The 19,238-nt window shown below is 35.1% G+C and carries 24 protein-coding genes; 8 read left to right on the top strand and 16 right to left on the bottom strand.

All coding sequences use genetic code 11. The annotated features are described in order from the left end of the window. Positions 1-394 precede the first annotated feature (394 nt). Complete coding sequence (locus Q0983_RS03340) at positions 395-958, bottom strand: DUF3109 family protein (protein WP_299548692.1); 564 nt, start codon at positions 956-958, stop codon at positions 395-397. Positions 959-1,050: 92 nt separating this feature from the next. On the opposite strand from Q0983_RS03340, the gene Q0983_RS03335 reads away from it, so the two are divergent. From Q0983_RS03335 to Q0983_RS03325, 3 genes are read left to right on the top strand one after another with little or no spacing between them, the layout of a single operon-like run. Next, positions 1,051-1,632 carry a MarC family protein gene (locus tag Q0983_RS03335; protein ID WP_299548689.1) on the top strand — a complete coding sequence of 194 codons (582 nt, stop codon included), beginning with the start codon at positions 1,051-1,053 and terminating at the stop codon, positions 1,630-1,632. Positions 1,633-1,636: 4 nt separating this feature from the next. Beyond that, positions 1,637-1,840, top strand: coding sequence for a hypothetical protein (locus Q0983_RS03330; RefSeq protein WP_299548686.1), 204 nt, complete (start codon positions 1,637-1,639; stop codon positions 1,838-1,840). Position 1,841: 1 nt separating this feature from the next. Further along, entirely contained in the window at positions 1,842-2,450 is a 609-nt protein-coding gene (locus Q0983_RS03325) for an NAD(P)-binding domain-containing protein (RefSeq protein ID WP_299548683.1), read from the top strand. Here the strand turns inward: Q0983_RS03325 and Q0983_RS03320 are convergent. The 6 genes from Q0983_RS03320 to Q0983_RS03295 all read right to left on the bottom strand — a co-directional run bounded on the left by Q0983_RS03320 (position 2,447) and on the right by Q0983_RS03295 (position 8,550). Continuing rightward, positions 2,447-2,746, bottom strand: coding sequence for a type II toxin-antitoxin system RelE/ParE family toxin (locus Q0983_RS03320; protein WP_299548680.1), 300 nt, complete (start codon positions 2,744-2,746; stop codon positions 2,447-2,449). The two genes, Q0983_RS03325 and Q0983_RS03320, sit on opposite strands and share 4 nt — an antisense overlap. Continuing rightward, positions 2,747-2,974, bottom strand: coding sequence for a type II toxin-antitoxin system ParD family antitoxin (locus tag Q0983_RS03315; RefSeq protein WP_299548676.1), 228 nt, complete (start codon positions 2,972-2,974; stop codon positions 2,747-2,749). It lies immediately after the preceding gene. A 112-nt stretch (positions 2,975-3,086) separates the two neighbouring features. Next, positions 3,087-5,609 carry a T9SS type B sorting domain-containing protein gene (locus Q0983_RS03310; RefSeq protein WP_299548674.1) on the bottom strand — a complete coding sequence of 841 codons (2,523 nt, stop codon included), beginning with the start codon at positions 5,607-5,609 and terminating at the stop codon, positions 3,087-3,089. An 87-nt stretch (positions 5,610-5,696) separates the two neighbouring features. Next, on the bottom strand, positions 5,697-7,289 hold the full coding sequence (locus tag Q0983_RS03305) for a S41 family peptidase (RefSeq protein WP_299548671.1): 1,593 nt from the start codon (positions 7,287-7,289) through the stop codon (positions 5,697-5,699). A gap of 5 nt (positions 7,290-7,294) precedes the next feature. After that, entirely contained in the window at positions 7,295-7,720 is a 426-nt protein-coding gene (locus Q0983_RS03300) for a dCMP deaminase family protein (protein ID WP_299548668.1), read from the bottom strand. A 239-nt stretch (positions 7,721-7,959) separates the two neighbouring features. Next, the gene (locus Q0983_RS03295; RefSeq protein WP_299548665.1) at positions 7,960-8,550 is read right to left on the bottom strand and encodes a HupE/UreJ family protein; all 591 of its coding nucleotides are present in this window, start codon (positions 8,548-8,550) and stop codon (positions 7,960-7,962) included. A gap of 128 nt (positions 8,551-8,678) precedes the next feature. Here Q0983_RS03295 and Q0983_RS03290 point away from each other — a divergent pair, with 128 nt between their 5' ends. Next, on the top strand, positions 8,679-9,191 hold the full coding sequence (locus Q0983_RS03290) for a hypothetical protein (RefSeq protein ID WP_299548662.1): 513 nt from the start codon (positions 8,679-8,681) through the stop codon (positions 9,189-9,191). Between the two features lie 72 nt (positions 9,192-9,263). On the opposite strand, the gene Q0983_RS03285 is transcribed toward Q0983_RS03290, so the two are convergent. Continuing rightward, positions 9,264-9,995: a hypothetical protein gene (locus Q0983_RS03285; protein ID WP_299548659.1), complete on the bottom strand. Its 732-nt coding sequence runs from the start codon at positions 9,993-9,995 to the stop codon at positions 9,264-9,266. 255 nt (positions 9,996-10,250) lie between these two features. Here Q0983_RS03285 and Q0983_RS03280 point away from each other — a divergent pair, with 255 nt between their 5' ends. Further along, positions 10,251-10,721, top strand: a complete 471-nt coding sequence (locus Q0983_RS03280) for a CBS domain-containing protein (protein ID WP_299548656.1) — start codon at positions 10,251-10,253, stop codon at positions 10,719-10,721. 7 nt (positions 10,722-10,728) lie between these two features. Here Q0983_RS03280 and Q0983_RS03275 read toward each other — a convergent pair whose 3' ends face one another. The 5 genes from Q0983_RS03275 to Q0983_RS03255 are packed head-to-tail and all read right to left on the bottom strand — an operon-like array spanning position 10,729 to position 14,027. Continuing rightward, entirely contained in the window at positions 10,729-11,430 is a 702-nt protein-coding gene (locus Q0983_RS03275; protein ID WP_299548653.1) for a GIDE domain-containing protein, read from the bottom strand. A 46-nt stretch (positions 11,431-11,476) separates the two neighbouring features. Next, on the bottom strand, positions 11,477-11,827 hold the full coding sequence (locus Q0983_RS03270) for a hypothetical protein (RefSeq protein ID WP_299548650.1): 351 nt from the start codon (positions 11,825-11,827) through the stop codon (positions 11,477-11,479). 13 nt (positions 11,828-11,840) lie between these two features. After that, positions 11,841-12,365, bottom strand: coding sequence for a DinB family protein (locus tag Q0983_RS03265; RefSeq protein WP_299548647.1), 525 nt, complete (start codon positions 12,363-12,365; stop codon positions 11,841-11,843). Beyond that, positions 12,362-13,501, bottom strand: coding sequence for a serine hydrolase domain-containing protein (locus tag Q0983_RS03260; protein ID WP_299548644.1), 1,140 nt, complete (start codon positions 13,499-13,501; stop codon positions 12,362-12,364). The genes Q0983_RS03265 and Q0983_RS03260 overlap by 4 nt, the downstream gene beginning before the upstream one ends. Positions 13,502-13,517: 16 nt before the next feature. After that, positions 13,518-14,027: a DinB family protein gene (locus Q0983_RS03255; RefSeq protein WP_299548641.1), complete on the bottom strand. Its 510-nt coding sequence runs from the start codon at positions 14,025-14,027 to the stop codon at positions 13,518-13,520. A 180-nt stretch (positions 14,028-14,207) separates the two neighbouring features. Between Q0983_RS03255 and Q0983_RS03250 the strand changes: the two genes are divergently transcribed. Further along, positions 14,208-14,594, top strand: coding sequence for a hypothetical protein (locus Q0983_RS03250; protein ID WP_299548638.1), 387 nt, complete (start codon positions 14,208-14,210; stop codon positions 14,592-14,594). Positions 14,595-15,080: 486 nt separating this feature from the next. On the opposite strand, the gene Q0983_RS03245 is transcribed toward Q0983_RS03250, so the two are convergent. Continuing rightward, entirely contained in the window at positions 15,081-15,503 is a 423-nt protein-coding gene (locus tag Q0983_RS03245; RefSeq protein ID WP_299548635.1) for a JAB domain-containing protein, read from the bottom strand. Between the two features lie 697 nt (positions 15,504-16,200). On the opposite strand from Q0983_RS03245, the gene Q0983_RS03240 reads away from it, so the two are divergent. Next, a complete protein-coding gene (locus tag Q0983_RS03240) occupies positions 16,201-16,440 on the top strand; it encodes a hypothetical protein (RefSeq protein WP_299548632.1) in 240 nt (79 codons plus the stop codon). A gap of 859 nt (positions 16,441-17,299) precedes the next feature. Further along, positions 17,300-17,689 (top strand): hypothetical protein, encoded by a 390-nt coding sequence (locus Q0983_RS03235; protein WP_299548629.1) that lies wholly within the window; start codon positions 17,300-17,302, stop codon positions 17,687-17,689. Positions 17,690-17,697: 8 nt separating this feature from the next. Here Q0983_RS03235 and Q0983_RS03230 read toward each other — a convergent pair whose 3' ends face one another. Both Q0983_RS03230 and Q0983_RS03225 read right to left on the bottom strand, forming a co-directional pair. Next, on the bottom strand, positions 17,698-18,132 hold the full coding sequence (locus tag Q0983_RS03230) for a hypothetical protein (protein WP_299548626.1): 435 nt from the start codon (positions 18,130-18,132) through the stop codon (positions 17,698-17,700). Further along, positions 18,125-19,051 carry an IS1595 family transposase gene (locus Q0983_RS03225; protein ID WP_299548624.1) on the bottom strand — a complete coding sequence of 309 codons (927 nt, stop codon included), beginning with the start codon at positions 19,049-19,051 and terminating at the stop codon, positions 18,125-18,127. The genes Q0983_RS03230 and Q0983_RS03225 overlap by 8 nt, the downstream gene beginning before the upstream one ends. Positions 19,052-19,238 lie beyond the last annotated feature (187 nt).

The following is a 19,238-nucleotide window of genomic DNA, read 5'->3' as shown; positions in this document are numbered from 1 at the left end:
ATACCATTCCCAAATATCATGATGTTGAATTGGAAAAATAACAAAACGATCTTTGTTTTCTTGAAGAATGGGTTCTACTGCCTGAGACATAATTTTTTGAGTTTTTAATTAAAATTTGACGATTTTTTTACTTCGATTCGAGGTTAACAAAGATTGTAAAATGATTGATAAGTTTTCAGGAAATCTTCGAAAGCTTTTCAACAAGTTTTTAACAAATAAAAAAACGGTTGATTATCAGGAAGTTTACAATAAAAAACAGTTAATTGTTTGATTATCAATTAATTAATATTTTTTAAAATTCAAAAAGTTTACAAAAAATTGATATACTCTTAACTTTAAAAACCCTTTTATTTAAAGGGTTTTTGAGCCTTTTTTGTGGTGATTTTTTGGGTTGTTAAAAAGTTTCAGCAACTTTTTCCAGCTCCATATACCAGTCTTCTCCAAATTTTCTAATTAAGGCTTCTTTCACGAATTTATAGACCGGAACTTGAAGTGCTTCTCCTAACACACAGGCGTCATCACAAATTTGCCATTTATGGTAATTCACGGCCGAAAATTCGGTATAATCTCTAACTCTTATGGGATACAAATGACAGGACAGGGGCTTTTTCCAGGATATTTCGCCCTGATTATACGCTTCCTCAATGGCACATAGTGCTACTTCGTTTTCATCAAAAATCACATAGGCGCAATCTGCATTATTTATTAAAGGGGTTTCAAGTTCGCCTTCTTCAGTAGTAATATAAGCGCCCTGTGTTTCAATAGCCTCAATACCCTCCTTACGCATAAAGGGTTTTACTTTAGGGTAGATATCATCTAAAATTGTGGTTTCTTCCTTATCAAGCGGAGCGCCGGCATCGCCATCAACACAACAAGCACCTTTGCACGCCGATAAATTGCACACAAAATCCTTCTGTACCACATCATCTGAAACGATTGTTTTTCCCAGTTGAAACATGTCGCAAAAATAGAGAAACTTTAGATTTAATTTAACACTAAAATCTAGTATTAAATACCGACCTTTGCCCTCAAAATTTAATAGCGTAAATCATGGAGCTAATATTTAAAGAGATCATTACGGCATTTATGGTATTATTTGCTGTTATTGACATTATTGGTAACATACCCATAATAATAGATCTGCGTAAAAAAGTAGGTCATATTCAGAGTGAAAAAGCGTCGTTAATAGCGGGAGCCATTATGATATTGTTCCTGTTTTTAGGGAAGAGTATTTTAAACCTTATCGGTATTGATGTCAACTCGTTTGCCATTGCCGGTGCGTTTATTTTATTTTTTATTGCCCTGGAAATGATTTTAGGCATCACCCTTTACAAAGAGGAAGAAAACAACGTAATGACCGCCTCTGTTTTTCCATTGGCGTTTCCGTTAATTGCCGGCCCCGGAAGTTTGACAACCTTATTGTCATTACGGGCTGAGTTCAGGGTGGAAAACATTATTATTGCCATCATTTTAAATGTGATCGTTATATTTATAGTTTTAAAGACCTCAAAAAAGATAGAACGCTTTTTAGGGCAAAACGGTATTAGTATTATCAGAAAGATATTTGGCGTTGTACTATTAGCTATTGCTGTAAAACTGTTTGCCGAAAACATTAAAATTTTATTTGATTAAGGTTATGCGAATTGTTTCTGCCATTATAATCGTTATTGCAAGCGCACTTGCAATTTTCAATACCACAAAAATTGATTTTGAAGCGCCTTTTAAAGGCGACAGTATGGTTGCTATAATAACCATTGTTGCTGCGTTGTGTGCCATTATTCTGATGGTTATTCTCAGAATATCAAAGCGCATTGAACAAAAAGTAAAAGAACGACAATAACATGTTTGATGTATTCATAGTTGGTGGTGGTGCAGCGGGTTTGTCTTGCGCCCTGGTTTTAGGGTCCGCTAAAAACAAAGCTTATGCTAAAGACAAGCGCATCGGTATTGTGACACACCAAAAAGCGTCGCATTTGCAAACCGCTTTATTCAATAATGTATTGGGGTTGACTCCCGGAACCACAGGTGCTTCTATTTTAGAGGGTGGTAAAAAACAGTTAACCGACCTGTATCCGCATGTTGAACAAATAGCGAAAGAAAAGGTTCTGGAAATTTCTAAATCTGAAAACGGATTTGAAGTAAGCACCAATAAAAACACATATCAGTCTGAAATTGTAGTGATTGCCGTTGGCTATACTAATTTAATGCGAATTAAAGGTTTGGAACACTATGTTGCGCCGCACCCCAGAGCGGCTATTGAAAAGGACCGCATTTGGTTGAAAAACACCGATCATTTGATTGAAGACAATTTATACGTTACCGGAACGCTTGCCGGGTGGCGAAGTCAGTTCTCTATTGCTTCCGGAAGTGGTGCCCATGTAGCTACGGATATTTTAACGCTTTGGAATGGCGGTAAGCATACCAAGGTTCATGATAAGATTGAAATCTAGAATTGTTTGGGTATATCTTTACTACCGTGAAGCACTCTCACAATTCTAATATAATCTTTTAGAATTCTATAAAAAATGATGTGTTCCTGTTCCGGAATGCTATATAGCCCTACTTTTATTTCATTCCGTTGTCTGCCAATTTCAGGATTGACAACCAAAGCCTTAAAAACTGTTTCTAAATCGGTTAGGTATTTAATCGCTTGATTCGCGCCGTGGTGAAATTCTGTGTAATCAAAAATATCCTCTAAATCTACATCTGCCCTTTCGGAAAGTTTATAGCCTTTTAATTTGGGCATTTATTGTTTTGAAGTTTTGCTTTTTATTATGTCTTTTACCGAACGACTGCTAGTTTTTCCAGACCATCCTTTTTCTATTTCAGCTTTTAAGTCCATGATAACACGATGCCTGTAAGCTTCATGTAACCTTAAAGCATCTCTAACCAATTCACTTGCGTTTTGAAAGTCTCCTGACTCAATTTGATTGGCAATATATTCTTCTTGTTTTTTTGTCAAGCTTACATTCATGATTTTGTCTTTAAAATCAAATATAATACAAATGTCTATATTTAGCAAATATGGACATAATAACATATTGAGAAAACGGATGCATATTGAGGCACATGATAAGGCTAAGTAATTACCTTTTCAATGTAAAATTGCCAATTCTAACTTTATTATCCGGGAAAACAGCTTTAAACCAATAATCATCCACAGGCAAATTGACGCCTTTAAAAGTACCATCCCATGCGCCATTCCCCGCCTGTAAAAACTTGAGAAGTTTCCCGTAACGGTCATAGATATAAACTGCAATAGTTTCCGTGCCTTCCAATTCCCAGGTATCATTTATACCATCGCCGTTAGGTGTAAAGAACTTTGGAAAATCCAATATAGTAACCGTATCTTCTAAATAGCCACAACCATCTCTTTCCCGGGCAAAAACCCGATAACTGCCAGATTCCAGATTTTCAAACCTGTTACTTTCCTGATACTGTATCCCATCTAAAGAATATTCTAATTGTAAATCTGAATCTACAATAACTTCTATGAAATTCGAATCGGTATAGCTTGATGTTTTAATAGTATAATTGGTTATGAGATTTAAACCTGTAACATTAATTAAAATTCTCGATATATGCCTACCACATAATTCGCCTGTAGAAACTTCATAGGCATAAAGCCCGGGGACATCCATTGACGGATCAAATATGTCAGTTCCACTTACCAATTCCGGAGTCCATTTACCTCCGGGCTCAGATGCTCCTTCCAAATGATCGAACAAATTTACAGGCCCGCTTTTAAAACACAGTTCCAGGGTGGAATACGCCTCTGTATTGTCATCCGAAGTTCTTAAGTTTACCGTTACCATAGCGCTTTCATCACCACATACGCCATTGGACACTATATAGGTATAAACTCCAGGCGCATCTACCATAGGATCAAAAACCCCGGTTCCGCTTGATAATTCAGGTATCCAATACCCGCCACTATCAGCCTCATCTCCCAAGCTATCAAATAAATCAACCGGTAAATCGTATGTACAAATAGTTAGACTTCCATCTGTTCCGGCACCTTTCGTATCGTTCTGCTGAAAATCCGGAACACCATCTATATCGGCATCCAAAGGTGTTGTATACCCTGTTAGTTCTCCAATAATTAATCCATCCGAATCCACAGTGTCAGGCATTGTTCCCAAAGTTCCGTTACCATCATCATCTGTGAAACCTGCTTCAATAACATCAAAACAACCATCACCATCGCTGTCCAGATCCCTGTGGTCCGGAAAACCATCACTGTCTGTATCTCTGTCAATAGCACCGTTTTGCTCCACCACATCTAAAATCCCATCATTATCATCATCCAGATCATCAACGTTTACAATCCCATCATTATCAAAATCCGGATGGCACGCCTCTATGATCTCAATGTCGCTTGAACATTTTGACGGATTATCAGCAATGTCGACACGTCCCAATATATCTCCATTCTGCAATAAATTACATATAGCGGAACAATCCATTAGGGCTGGGTTTCCGTTAATGTAGATCCCATTTGTATTTAATCCGCCCACTATATTTAGACTCCCTAAACCATTTAAATCAGGAAGCGATGCATTTAAAAAAATGTTTAAGGCTCCCACTTGCACCAGATCACTAAATCCGCCTAAGCTTAACAAAGCATTATTGGAATCAACTCTAAACTCCCCTTCCAACTTTTGTAAATTATCAAAGCCATTGATAGCTGTTAGATCCTTATTGTCTGAAATAAATAAATATCCCAATGCCGGATTTACATCGCCAATGACATTTACATTATTAAATCCTGTAATACCGGTCAAAGCTGTATGATTCACATTTAAACCGCCCCCTATGGTCACTAAGGCATTAAAATCAGGAATACCGGACAGGTTAACACCATTAAGCTCCATTTCAAAAATGACTTCGGAAAGCCGGCCGAAACCATTAACAGACTCTAAAAGATCATTGTCTTTTATTGTGAAACTGCGCTTTATTTCTTCTAATTGATTAAAGCCGTTAATTTGAGGTAATGCATCATTATTCAGAATGGCAAAATCATTACTAATTAGTTTTAATTGATTGAAATTTGGGATACCAGGTAACCTTGCATTGTCTGAAATAGTAAACCATCCTTCGGCATTTGTTAAGACTGGAAAACCGGTAAAAGAAACCAAATCCTGGTTATCAGATACTGTAAAATTCCCTCCTATGGTTTCCAGGCTATTGAATCCTGAAATTGATCTTAAACCGCCGTTCTCCGTGGAGATCACCAGATCACCACCTATATGGGTCAACAGGTTTATGCCTTCTATGGACTCGAGGTTTGCATTGTGTTCAATATAAAAATCTCCGAAAATAAAATTTAGAGTAGCAAAATTTGAAATACTGGTTATGTTAGTACCCATGACTACTAACGACCCTTCGATTCTTTTTACTTTATTAATTCCGGAAATATCATTTATATCATCCCCTATTATTAAATCACCCGTTACGGTCTCACAATTAGGAAAAGCGCTTACCATATTATCCACTTCCTCTTGAGTGAATAGAAAAATATCACCCTGCGGGCATTGAGAAAATACCCAATGACACACAAACAAAATAATGGCGGTATGGAAATATTTGCCGTTCACTTTTAAAAGCATAACAAGAGAACATTAAATATAAGAAATAAGAGCACACGAAAGGTAAAGCTCCTGAAAATGAATCCGATATATTAAAAAAACTAAACCCTATTTCCCATCACTCAACTTAATCACCTCATCGATCATGATATCGGTTTGATTGAAGACTTCTTCAAAAGCGCCGTTACCGTAAAGTTGGTCGGCAAGCGTTGCTTTCAGGTATTGTTTTACCTCTTTGTGATAGGCTACAAAAGTGACTTTAGAGCGTGTCTGGGTGTTTACGTAGTCTTGAAATTTTACAACCAGTTCATCGTCCACTTCAAAACTTTCAATAAAGTCTCTGCGTGAAATCCCGTCATAAGCATGCCGGTCTACATCTAACTGTCTGAAAATAAAATTATCAAAGAATTGATATTGCTCTATATACTGTAAGGTTTCGTTATGCAGACTGTTATCTATAGGCACAAACACATCGGGAATAATACCGCCGCCACCATAAACTGTTTTACCTGCAGGCGTAGTGAACTTTAAAGAATCCGCTACCTCAATTTTATTGGGGTCCAACAACTCCCCACTGTCTAACCTGTCAAAATACTCCTCAAAATAATCTTTATGCCCATTCTTTTTATAGGGTCTTTGAATGGAACGCCCTGTTGGCGTATAATAACGGGAGACCGTTAAGCGTACGGCGCTTCCATCGCCTAAATCCATTTCGCGTTGTACTAAACCTTTACCGTAACTTCGGCGCCCTATAATGGTCCCTTTATCATTATCCTGAAGGGCTCCTGCCACAATTTCACTGGCCGAAGCCGAGTTTTCATCAATAAGCACATACACTTTCCCTTCTTCAAAATCACCTTTCCTGGTAGCGTAACTTTCCTCTATATGTCCACGCTTGTTCTTAGTAAACAGTATAAGCTTGTTATTGCTCAAAAACTCATCAACTATCTGTTCTGCAATCCCTAAAAACCCGCCGGGGTTTCCCCTTAGATCCAGGGCAATTTCAGTAGCTCCCAGATCAATAAGTTTATCTAACCCCCTTTTGAATTCTTTATAGGTAGATTCTGCAAAGCGGTTGACTTTTATATAGCCTAATGTTTCGGTAAGCATATACGCAGCATCCACACTTTTAATAGGAATCACACCGCGTTTTACTGTAAAGTTTAAAAGCTTCGGTTCCCCTTTTCTAAAAACGGTTAGATCTACTTTGGTATTTATGGGGCCTTTCAATCGTTTTACAATCTCACCGTCTTTAATACCATCGCCGTAAAGGGAGTCACCATTGGCCATTAAAATTCTATCACCACCTTTTATACCGGCTTTTTCACTTGGCCCTCCTTCAATAGCCCGGATCACGGTAATGGTATCCCTGTAAGTATAAAAACTCACACCAATACCTACAAAATCACCTTTCATGTTTTCGGCAACACGTTCCATATCCTCTTTTGGTATGTATACCGAATGCGGATCCAGATTGTCTAAAATACCATTTACTGTAACGTCTACAATGCTATCTGTATTAACATCTTCAACGTAATCGTAATCTATATAATCAATAAGGCGGTTAAGTTTATCCTTTTTACTGTTGGTAGAGAACAACCGATCCGGAGCATCACTAAAATTCAGTTTGCCACCAATAAAGATCCCGGCTGCAATAGCAACTCCTAGAACCAATGGTAAATATTTTCTTTGATAGGGCATTATGCTTATAAATCTTCAATTAATTTTAATTTCACTCCGGCTTTTTCTAAGAATTTTAACCCGGAATCATCTTTATACTGGTTACTATAAACCACCCTCACGATTCCTGCCTGATGTATCAACTTGCTACACTCTTTACACGGCGACAAAGTAACATATAATGTGGCTCCCTTACAAGATTGTGTGGATGCCGCTACTTTTAAAATAGCATTGGCTTCGGCATGCAACACATACCATTTTGTGTAGCCTTCTTCATCTTCACAAAAATTCTCAAACCCTGATGGGGTCCCGTTATAGCCATCGGAAATGATCATTCTGTCTTTTACAATGATGGCGCCTACCTGCCTTCTTTTACAATAGGAGAGCTTCCCCCATTCCTGTGCAATCCTTAAATACGCTTTATCGTATTTTAACTGTTTTTGTTCTGGCATTAATTTCTTTTGATATTACAGCGTGAGCAACATTCATGTTACGCCGAACTTTGCACTGTATCTCACATTTGATAACTTCAAGAACACTTCGACAAGCTCAGTGCTACACATTAGTCACCAAATATAACAATGTTGTTGCAATCCCTCACACAAAATAGTATAACGAAGATACTTGGTTAGTATTTTAATTACAACGTTGTTGCTTAAAGTTTTATAAAAGTTTAACGTTTTTCTACTATTTAAGCCAAAAACTCGCTGTTTAAGATCATAGGAATGACCAAACCAACCACGATGGCCGAGATGACCATAATCCAATCCCTTTTTGAGAACCTGAAAATAGTTTGCCCTACATATCCCAGGAATAACACTATAAATACTATAATAACCTGGGCCAGTTCTATACCCAGAGCAAATTCTAACAGGAGTACCAGTTTGTTGTCCGAATCACCCAACAAAATATGAAACTCGCGGGCAAAACCCAAACCGTGTATTAATCCGAAAAACAGAGTTGATAAAAACAATACGCCTACCTTTTCTTTTTGCGCCCCCTTACCGGCCGTAAACACATTAAAGAGCGCCACAATTAAAATGGTAACAGGTATTAAAAATTCTACTAATTGCCCGTTTACCCTAACAACACTGTAAGCAGCTAACACCAATGACAGCGTATGCCCTAAAGTAAAAACAGACACTAACAGTAAAACGCGTTTCCAGTCCTTAAACACATAAGGAACGGTTAAAACTATGAGAAATAAAACATGGTCATAGGCATTTATATCAAGTACATGATTAATACCATATTCCACATTGAACCAAAAATTTTCAAGCATATTATTATTGATTTAGAATTTTGGGGTGTTTTCAAAAGTACATGAATTTTTTCATTTAAAAATTCACAAAAAAATTAAAAAATAAACTATTCCCATATATTTGCGTTATACATTTAAACACTGTTTTAATGAACAAACTATTTGTAAGTACTTTTTGTTTATTTTTTGTTCTTTTTTCCTGTAAAAGAACACAGAATGCTAACGGAGACCATTCGGAAACCGAAAGTCAGGAAATAACAGAAAAAGATATTTCGAACATTGATTATATAGAGTTTCTTCTGGATGAAAAAACAGAGGTGCATGTTTCAGACTGGATTGAGTATAACCAACTTCAGGAAGTCATAGACAATGTTAAAAATGCCGATTTAAGCTTCTTTTATGATAACAAAGGGGTGATAGATACTACATTAATAGAGTTGAAAAAGAATATTCCGGAACCGGTAAATTCGCCTTCAATAACAGCCAGAATAAGTGCCTTTGAAACCAAGTTCTTAAAACTGGAAAGCTTGTCTAACTTATCTACTACATCAAAACAAGAACTTTTAAATTCCGTAGAAGATCTGCTGGTTGCCTTTTCTAACCTGAACCTGCAGATGAATAAAAAAGTGGAGTTTGATAATCAGGATATTCAAAAACCCTAGAAGGAAGATCAATTATAAATTTCAATAAAAAAGCGGCATTTAAAAATGCCGCTTTTTTATTAATCTCCTAGCTTAATTCTTAGGCTGCGTTGCCTGTGCCTGGATGATCTGCTTTTGCCTTAATAATTCATTTTTAGTAATCTGAATCATATTAAAATTAGGCGCTTCTTTTAAAGCAGCATCTAAAATATCAACCGCCGCATCAATATTTGCTTTAGTATCCTTGTTATAAGTATTCAGGGCATTTAAATACATAAAAGCCGCTTTTAACGGTACCTCATATGGTGTCTGGGTTTCAAAAAATGCTTTTTTCATGTCATCTTTAGAATTGGCCAATCCGTAAATGATATGTTTTTCAGCTTCACCTGTTTTTTTGAGTTGCAAATTAAGTTCAGCCAACTCATAAGCCACTAAAGGATTGGGGTTTCTTTTAAACATCTCTTCGAAAAACGGAACAGCCAATTGCGGTTGCTTAAGGGCTTTTAATGCTAAAGCCTTTACCTGTACAGCAATATCTGAATCTGTTCCAACACTCAACGCAGCCGTACTTTGATTGTATTCCAGCGTATTAATGGCTTGCATATTCATACCCTGATCCATATAAAGATAGGCTAATGTATCTTTTCTGGCCGTAGACGGTGCTAGTATATTTAAATGGGTCATAGCATTAATAATCCCCTGAACATCACCTTGTTTCTTCATTTGATTGTAATAAGCTTCGTAGTGAGCCAGTAACTCCGAATTGCTTTGAGCGTTAATCATTAAACTACTCATCAACAAAATCAATCCTAATAATCTTTTCATATGTTTATATTTCTTAATTATCACACCTAACCTTCCGGTTTCATCATTTCAATTTTTAACGGGCCTAAAGCTAAAAAAAATTAACATTTAAACTCTTAAAAGAATGCTAATTATTTTAACTAAGGCCTAATAATTAGTTTTTTACGGAACATAAACAATGCCAAAGGTAAATGGATGTTTAATGGTTTGGTAAAATTTCCTTTTAGGAAAACTCAAAAAAAATATTTACATTTAATAATATCTAAATTAAGAATTATGGGAATAAAAAGTTTTCAAGGCGCCAGACGGCAACAAGCAAATGCAGCAGACGACACACCTTTAAAGGTAAGTGATTACATGACCCGAAATTTGATTACGTTTACCCCAGACCAGACTATTGAAAGCGTGATGCAATCATTAATAAAGCACCGTATTTCCGGTGGCCCTGTTGTTAATGAAAAGAACGAATTAATTGGTATCATTTCTGAAGGCGATTGTATAAAACAAATTAGTGAGAGTAGATATTACAACATGCCCATGCAAGATAAGACCATTGAAAAGCATATGGCGACTAATATTGAAACCATTGATGGCAATATGAACATTTTTGATGCTGCCAACAAATTTTTAAATGCCAAACGCAGACGTTTTCCCATTGTTGAAAAAGGGAAATTAGTAGGTCAGATAAGCCAGAAAGATGTACTAAAAGCCGCTATGACCTTAAAGGGCCGAAATTGGTGGAAATAGTGTGTTCTTAAGCATTAGCCCTTCTTGCTTCAGGTAAATCCGTAATGATGAGTTTTTGAGTTTCGTTACTTTCAAGAGCCGCAATTTTAGAGTAGTTATACCCTTCAATTGGCTCCTGAACCGATTTCCATTTGGCTATACCTGCCGCGGTAATAGTTTCACCTACTTCAAGAATTCTTTCCGAATAACGCAGTGTCTTATTGAACCCGAAAAAATTTTCGCTTTTTATATGGTATTGATTTAATACGTCTTCAAACTCCGGAGTAGGGTCATTTAAAAAGCCGGATGAGATACTTTTATCTTCCACTAAATAACTGTAAAAATTTCGTGGGGATTTGGTAGGTTTCACCATAACCACTTCCCCTTTGTCTTCAATAAAAAAATCCTGAATATCTTCTTTTTCAACAAGCGTTTTCCAACGGGAACTCTTTCCTGTTTTCACTTTTTGCTGAATCTTAATGACATAGGCTACGCATTTTCGTTTACTAAATGGCACCTCAAACGGCTCATGTACATGCAAAACTTTACCGGTAATTTTTGTTAACTCATTGGTACGAAACTGTAGGATACTTTTAAATTCAAACTTAGAAAGTTGCCTGAGAAGGACCTGTTTCCCGCTAAAATAATAAGCTATAAGGCCAATGATTATTGGCACCAGAATAATTAATACAGGTATTATATACTTTTGAGTATCTGCGGCTAGAATCATTAATACAATTTATAATATAAGTAGCTTATTATAATACCTTGTTACACTAACTTTCTCTTTTCACCAGGGCGTAGTAATCATGTTCCAAAGGCAAATACCCCTGGTCATAGACAAAATAATAAACGGTTCCCACTTTGGTGGTATAAATACTGGTGAAATAATTAAAATCGAAACCGTGTTCTATCAGTTTTGACCTGGACACTTTTGTTTTATTTTTGGGATTGAGTGTTTCTAAAATCCTATAGTTCTTCCTGAGCCTGTTATTGGTATTTCTAATTAAGTTCTTACTGTCTTTATTTACCCGGTTGTTATAGGCATTTCTACAGCCGTCGCTACAGAACTTTTTGTCAATTCTGCCAACAATTTTATCACCGCATTCCAAACATTGTCTTTCCATAACGCTCTGTTTTTTATCTGTTTAAAACCGGAATAAAAGCCTCCCAGGGGCCCACCTCATCTTTATACTGTTTTGCCATCACCCGGGCTATTTGGGCTATATGTCCCAGATCATGGGTGACCCAGGTTGCTAACAACTGTTTCAAGGTCACCTCTCCCAATTCTGGATGAGTGCCTTTTAGGTCCAATTGACTTTCTGTAAGCTGTAAGGCCTTTAGCTTTTTTAAATTCTCGGCTCTTAATTCCGAAAACTCATTTAATAACTGATCAAGTGTTTTTCCTTTGGAAGCTTCAAATTGAGCAAAACGGTCAAATGACTTAAACGTTTTATTTTCAGAATCGCTTAAAATGATGTTGGTACGCTCGATCCAATCGGTTTTTTCTCCGTGAATTAAATGCCCGACCACATCAAAAGGGCTCCAGGTATTATCACCTTCATTGTTATGGATCCAGTCATCAGAAAGTCCCAACAACAAGGCATTAAGTGTTTCAGGAGTCCGTTCTAAAATTTCCAAAGCTTTGGGTATAGAATATGTCATTGTTCAAGTGTTATTAAAACCAAATCATCAATCAGGTCGTTCATATTTAATGAACTGGACGCGTAATCACAATTAAACTGCAAAGCAGCAGCCACTTTCCTATTCGGGTAGTAAATAAAAATAGAATTAAAACCGGGCATAAATCCGGAATGGCCATAGGCCTCTCCCAATTTGGATTCATAAATAAAACTGCCCATACCGTAAGAGCTCTTGTTTTCAACATGGACTCCGTTAGGGTTAGGCGTTGTTATTTTTTTTAATGCCGATTTTGAAAAAAGCGCGCCTTCATAATATAATTTTGCCCATTTAGCCAAATCCGATGTGGTTGAAGCCATACCGCCTCCTGTCCACTCCACCTGTGGATTCATAAAATAAGCCCCATTTTCCACTGTTTTGTTTGGCACTAAAAACATGTCGGGCATTTTAGAATAGCCTATGGCCAGATTTGGAATGCGCCTGGTTAAAGAAGGGTGTGTTTTAAAGAGCTTATTAGGCTGTAACAATTTTGACTGCACCAGGTCGTAATAAGCTTTTGAAGTTATTTTTTCAATTAACATTCCAAGTAAAATATAATTTGAATCTGAATAGGCCCATCCTTTACCGGCCTCATGAACGGGTTCGTCGTTAAATATAAAAGTTAACCTATCCTTATATGACCATACTTTGTCCGGGGTTTTATTCAGGATCTCCCAAACTTTCGCCTTAAAAACATAACGCGGTAAACCACTGGTATGCTGCAGGAGCATTTCAACAGTGATCTCCGGCATATTAGGCAGTTTATGCAACCAATTCACATTCGGAAAATAGGTAACATATTTTTCCTTTAAATTGATCTCGCCATCATCAACCAATTGCATTAATAATGCCACGGCATAGGTTTTACCTATACTCCCGGAGAAAAGCGTATGATCAACAGATAAGGGGACTTTATTTTCCATATCCGAAAACCCGAAGGCGTAATCATTACAAGTGCCATCTTCGTGAATTATTGAAAAACACAAACCGGTCAATGCTTTTTCTTCAAGGGTTTCAGTAATGGTTTCAACCAGAATTTTTTCGGACTCCTGCGCGGCTCCAATTGCTATGATCAACAAACACCATAAAACAGCAAGATATGAACGGATTCCTTTTTTCATGTGTTTCAACGTTACTTTACCAATCCCCGGCATAATGTAATTTGGTATCACTTTTGGAATTAAAATACTCGTAATGATACCGGTTGATCTGTCTTATATGTAAATAATCATGCGCTAGCCAATTGTTTAAAAACAACTTTGCTGATAACGGCCCTAATTTCGGATGCTCGTAAGCATGATCCCAACGACTGTTGATTTGAGTTTTTAACCACGCTACAGATTTGGTACGTTCTTCTAAAAAGCGCTCAAGTGTTTTATTATAATCTTTTGAGGCATAATCATGCTTTTTAACCCAACCCTCAGGATCAATAGGCTCCGGAAGTTCCGAAGGGTTCTCTAAAGTATGCTTGGTTCGGGCCCTGAAATCTAATTGTTCTTCATCCAGTAAGTGGCAAACAATTTCTAACAAATTCCATTTATTAGGTTTTGGTCGCCATAAATAGTCATCTTCGCTTTTTCCCTGCAACAAGGCGCTAAACACATGTTGGTTTTTTTCAAGTTTACTTATTATCTCCTGAGGTTCCATATTATGAATATATGTACTAATATAAAAGAAACTACTCACAATAAGAAGTAATACATTTTATTATTTCTGCCTAATTAACATATGTTATTATGCTTGTCGTTTATTTTTAATACGTTTGTATATGTAATAATTTTCCTTTAAGCTAATTAGTACTTTTTTTAAATTTTAAAAACCAGTATTATGCGGTCTGTAATTGCTATTACGCTTTGTCTCTTACTTAGTTCTTGTCTTTCCAGCAGTTATCATGTTGAAGAAATAGGTATAAAAGGCAAAAAAGCGTTATTAATAAAAAAATCTAAAAACTCAAAAGCGGGTGTTTACCATTTTCTGAGCCCAAAAGGCGAATGGATCGCTTTTTATGTGGCTGATGATACTGACATCACAAAAGACTGTAACTGGTGCTTGCTAAAGTGTTATTTGAGTCGGGATTCTGACCGTGAAACCGAATGCTTGACCTCCTGCGAACAAGCAAACTGCAACGCCCATATAGAAAAGTACGATCATCAGGTCAATATGGTTAAGGTAAAAAACGTTTCTATTGAAAATCTAAAGCTGTTTGAAAACTGAAAGCACGTTTTCTAAGTGCGAGATTAAACTTTTATTTTTGGTGTAAACTTATATTAATCCCCTTTTTTTAAGGCGACCATATACATTATGGGACAAGCGCCTACTACTAGTTTGATTTCATAATAAATTTAAGGAAATTAAAAGCGGTATTTATTTTTGATTTTGTATCTTTTTAATAAAAGTCTTTGCTAAATTTATCGTAACCACAGTAAACACTAAACCTAAGAATATAACTAATAAGTGCATATTATCTTCACTTAAATAGTCGTTAACACCTAAATCAACAATTCCCCACATAGAAACTAAGGTATAAAAAGAAAACAAAGCAACAAATACGAATATTTTTAGAACTATACTAAATAAGTTTTCAATGAAGTCTAGCATGATATAATATTAGTGTTTAAATATCTTAAAAGTTACAGACTACTTAATCTATGAAATAAATCTAAACAAGAACTACCACGTCTACAGAGCAGTCAATTAAAACTAAATTAGCTTTTCTTCTTTAAAGCTTGTATAGTCTTTATCCTCTCCAATGATGATATGATCAAGGAACTTGATATTTAGAATCTCTGCGCCTTTCCTGATTCTATTGGTAATTCTTTTGTCTGCCTGACTTGGAGTTAAATCTCCTGAGGGATGGTTATGGCACACAATAATGGTTTTGCATTTTTTTGCTACGGCAAAATTGAATACTTCTACCGGATCAATATTGTTTTGGTTGAGTATGCCAATGGTTAGAAGTTCGATATACTCTATATCGTGCCTGGCACTAAGCCCGATAACCCAAAAATACTCTTTCTTCCTGTGTAACCTGTGTTGCCTTAAAAGCACCTTGCGCATGATACGCGCAATATCTCTGGTGTTTGCAATACGGATATTTTCATCTTTGGGTATACGGACGTTCATTGATGTATTTTTCTCAAATATAAGATTATTCTGTACAAATTATAAAAACAACCATTCTATAAGTTTGTAGATACCGTAGCGCCCAATAATAAAGCCTACAAAACACCGCCTATAATACTTTGTTTAGTTCTATTTCCGTAGTTGTCGAAATAGTCGTTTCTTCTCTTGTCTTTTTTAAAGAATAGCATATGGTAAATTTAGGAAAAAAACTTATCAACACTTCAAACCCCTTTGTTTACCTGATATAACACTAATTTGAATCATGGTTCTTTTATTCACATGTGTTGATAACTTCGTTTCTAAATTCAAATCGTTGTGTTTAAATTTGTTGTATAACAGAAAAGCACCCCTAAGGATGCTTAAATTCAAGTGAAAGAGGGGTTGAAGATGGTCTCATTAGCCATTCTTAAACCGAGTTTAATATACTCAACCTCCTTTATTTAACCAGTAATCTTAAAGACCTGCCAATATATACAGGTTGAAAGTTCAGTTAGGATTCGTCTCATTAACGTTTTACCTAAGCACTCCAAAAAGATTACTCACTAACCCCAACGTTGGAGCGTTGGGGTTTTTTGTTGTTACAAATTTAAATAAAAAAAAGCTACATCATAAAGAGATTATTAAAAATAACTTAGAAAGTTATAAACAAATTAAGTGCTTAATTGGTTATATTCGTAAAAAATAAATGCTCTTGTGAATGAATAGTCGTATTAATTATATCTATATTGCCATTAGTAACCACAGAGTAATTTATGCCGAATCTAACCTTGATTCTTTCTACAAAGGACTAAAAGCATTACACCCGTCAATAAACTCTAAGAGAACTATAAAAAAAGAAATTGACGAAAGAAGTTTGTATTTGCACGTAAACGAATTTGGTATTGTTGTGGAAGTATATAGATATTCAAATCCCGATTATGTTGGAAATAAAAACTAGTCTTAATAATACTTAACCTTATAATACTTAACCTTGTGTATTCGATAATTCATAAACACTATAGGAAACTCTTTTTTCACTATTAAAGTCACTAACCAGACAACTATATATATTATCTGGGACGAGCCCATTGATTCTAATTTCAACTTTCAAAAGATATTTTTGTAGGTCACGGCTCCGTTTTTTTGTCTAAACCAAAAAATACCATTTTTGTACATCCTAGCCTCGCTGAAGCTTTTAAATATAAGGGCTTTGCTACAAGAAAGGCATTAAGGACTTTGGCATATATTTTGGAGTTAGTACCATGTGAGTCTCAGAAACCTGATTTACAATAACTTAAACCAATAATTATTTTTTAACCGCCAAAAATATTACCCATGAAGCAGACAGCAATAATAAAACTCATAACTGCCATTTTACTTTTGATCGTAGCTATCATCACTCTTGTGGTGGTAATTGTGAAAACAGTCAATGGAGCCATATAAAAAATTCCTGAACCTGAAAAAAAATCAAGGGACTGACGTGGTTGGCTAGCTAAAATTGTGTAGAAATGTAAGATTCATTAACTTTATGGCATAAAAAAAGGGAGTGACCGCTAAATCTACTCCCTTTTCCGACTTTAAGTTAAAAGCCCTATCCTAATGAGAGACGGCACACTTTTAACGGCTGGTCTGATACTTCCTAATTATGGAAGTCTTAATATTTTAAGCATCCTTTATGGGTGCTTTTCTTTTTTCATTTATAAAGATAAGTATAAAATTAATGCTTTTTTTGGGGTATTTTTTGTTCAATTAAATAGGGAATTATATACAACTCTACACTAAAAGTTTTCATATAATTCAATAAAAAATCAAAGAACATGGAAGACAATAAGACAAAAAAGTCAAACTCTATAGAATTCAAAAATTTTAAAAATGAAGAGCTAAAAGTAAAAGAGACAATAAATAAATATGCGCAAAAATATTATTCATGTATAGTAGGCGCATATTTTGATAAGAATTCTAATGAACCAATTATACACTTTTTAATGGATGGCTCTAAACTTGATAATATTTTAGAAAAAATTCCCATTGAAGTTTACAATAAGGATACTAATGAACTCAATAAAACCATAAGATCATTCATAAAAAAACATAACTCTATTATAGAAAGAATTTGCTTTATATTTTTACCTGATTTAGTTCCTCATATTTCTTTTGATACAAAAGAAGAATTAAATAAAATACAAAAGACTAATTGGAATAAATAAAATTTTGTTTAATCAGGGATATTAAACTTTTTCTGTAATATACTTAATTCGGCAACTCTAAATTCATTGGGGTTATTGAATTTATTGCTAAAATATTTAGCATATATAAGAAAGTGTTTTTCTGTATGATGCTGAATGCATTCTATTTCTTTTATTTTAATTTGCTCAGTTGGGCTACTAAATACTTTGCCTTCTAAATGTTTATATTTTTGGATTTTTAAATTGCATTGTTCCCAATCCATAAATTCTGATTTGTTTTTTTTTGGATTAAAATTAAGCCCTTGTATGAGTTTTTGGTTGAAGTCTGATAATGGTTTTTTTTCAGGAATAAGCATTGATTTTAAGTCTTCAATGCTTTTTGCTTTTTCGAGCAAATCCATAATGTCATCTAAAGAATAATACCACTCCCCCTTTTTATTTATCTTTCTAATGTTGTCAGGCATGTGTCAATTGCTTATAGGTTAATTTATTCTTGATATTTTGTAAAAGTAAATTAAATCTATCAATTTCACTTTGCTTTCTTGTATTGTATCTAAATACAAATTCATCAACATAATAATGCAAATGTTTCCGGGACGTAAAATGATATATTCCATAGATACCACGCTTTAATAAAGCCCAAAAGCTTTCAATGGTGTTGGTATGAACCCGCCCTCGTACATATTCGCCTTGATGATGTTTAACAGTTTCATGATTATAAATCAATTCTAAACTGTCATAAGCCCTTAATTGATCACTGTAGATCGTGGCTTGTTTTTCAATGTTTTTTAAGATAGGCAACAATAAGGAATATTTTTTAGTATCGGCTATATGCTTTGCTCTAATATCTCCCTCACGTTGTACCATCCCTAAGACTGCCGATTTTTTAAAACGTTCTTTAATTTCAGGGGATTCGTCCTTTCTAATCGAAGCATGGCGATTTTTGGATTTCCCACCTATATAGGTTTCATCAATTTCGATTTCTCCGTGCAATTGCTGATCATCATTTTTATCAACTCCAAAACAACTCCTAATGCGTTGCAACATAAACCAGGCAGATTTTTGAGTAATTCCCAAATCACGCCCCAATTGAAGTGATGAAATCCCTTTTTTATGTGAAGTAACTAACCAAATAGCCATAAACCATTTTTGAAGCGGCATTTTAGTGTTATCAAAAATAGTATCGGTCTTTACATTAAAATATTTACCGGTGTTTTTACATCTATATTTATTGTTCTTGCACTTATAAACTTTAGACGAAGCATCAAAAGGGCTTATAACACCATCGTTCCAACGCAATAGTTCTAAATGATCAATGCAAGACTGTTCATCCGGGAAAGCTTTAATAAGGTCTAATATAGATTTTACTTCTTCGTTAAACATAGTTTTTGGGTTTATGTTTATTCAAATATAAGAAGAAAATTACATTAAATTAGATGTAAGTTACACAAAATCAAGGCGTTTAAAACTTATATTTTTATGTAACATTTTAATATTAATTACGACTATATATTATGAATAGTATTTAGTGATAATTAATAATTTAATGATTAGTTTTTGTTATAGTTGA

The sequence above is a fragment of the Seonamhaeicola sp. genome, assembly GCF_028281565.1.
In the GTDB taxonomy this organism is placed as follows: Bacteria; Bacteroidota; Bacteroidia; order Flavobacteriales; family Flavobacteriaceae; genus Seonamhaeicola.
The sequence above is the reverse complement of the archived record's forward strand: the minus strand, read 5'-3'. Positions and strand labels throughout refer to the sequence as shown.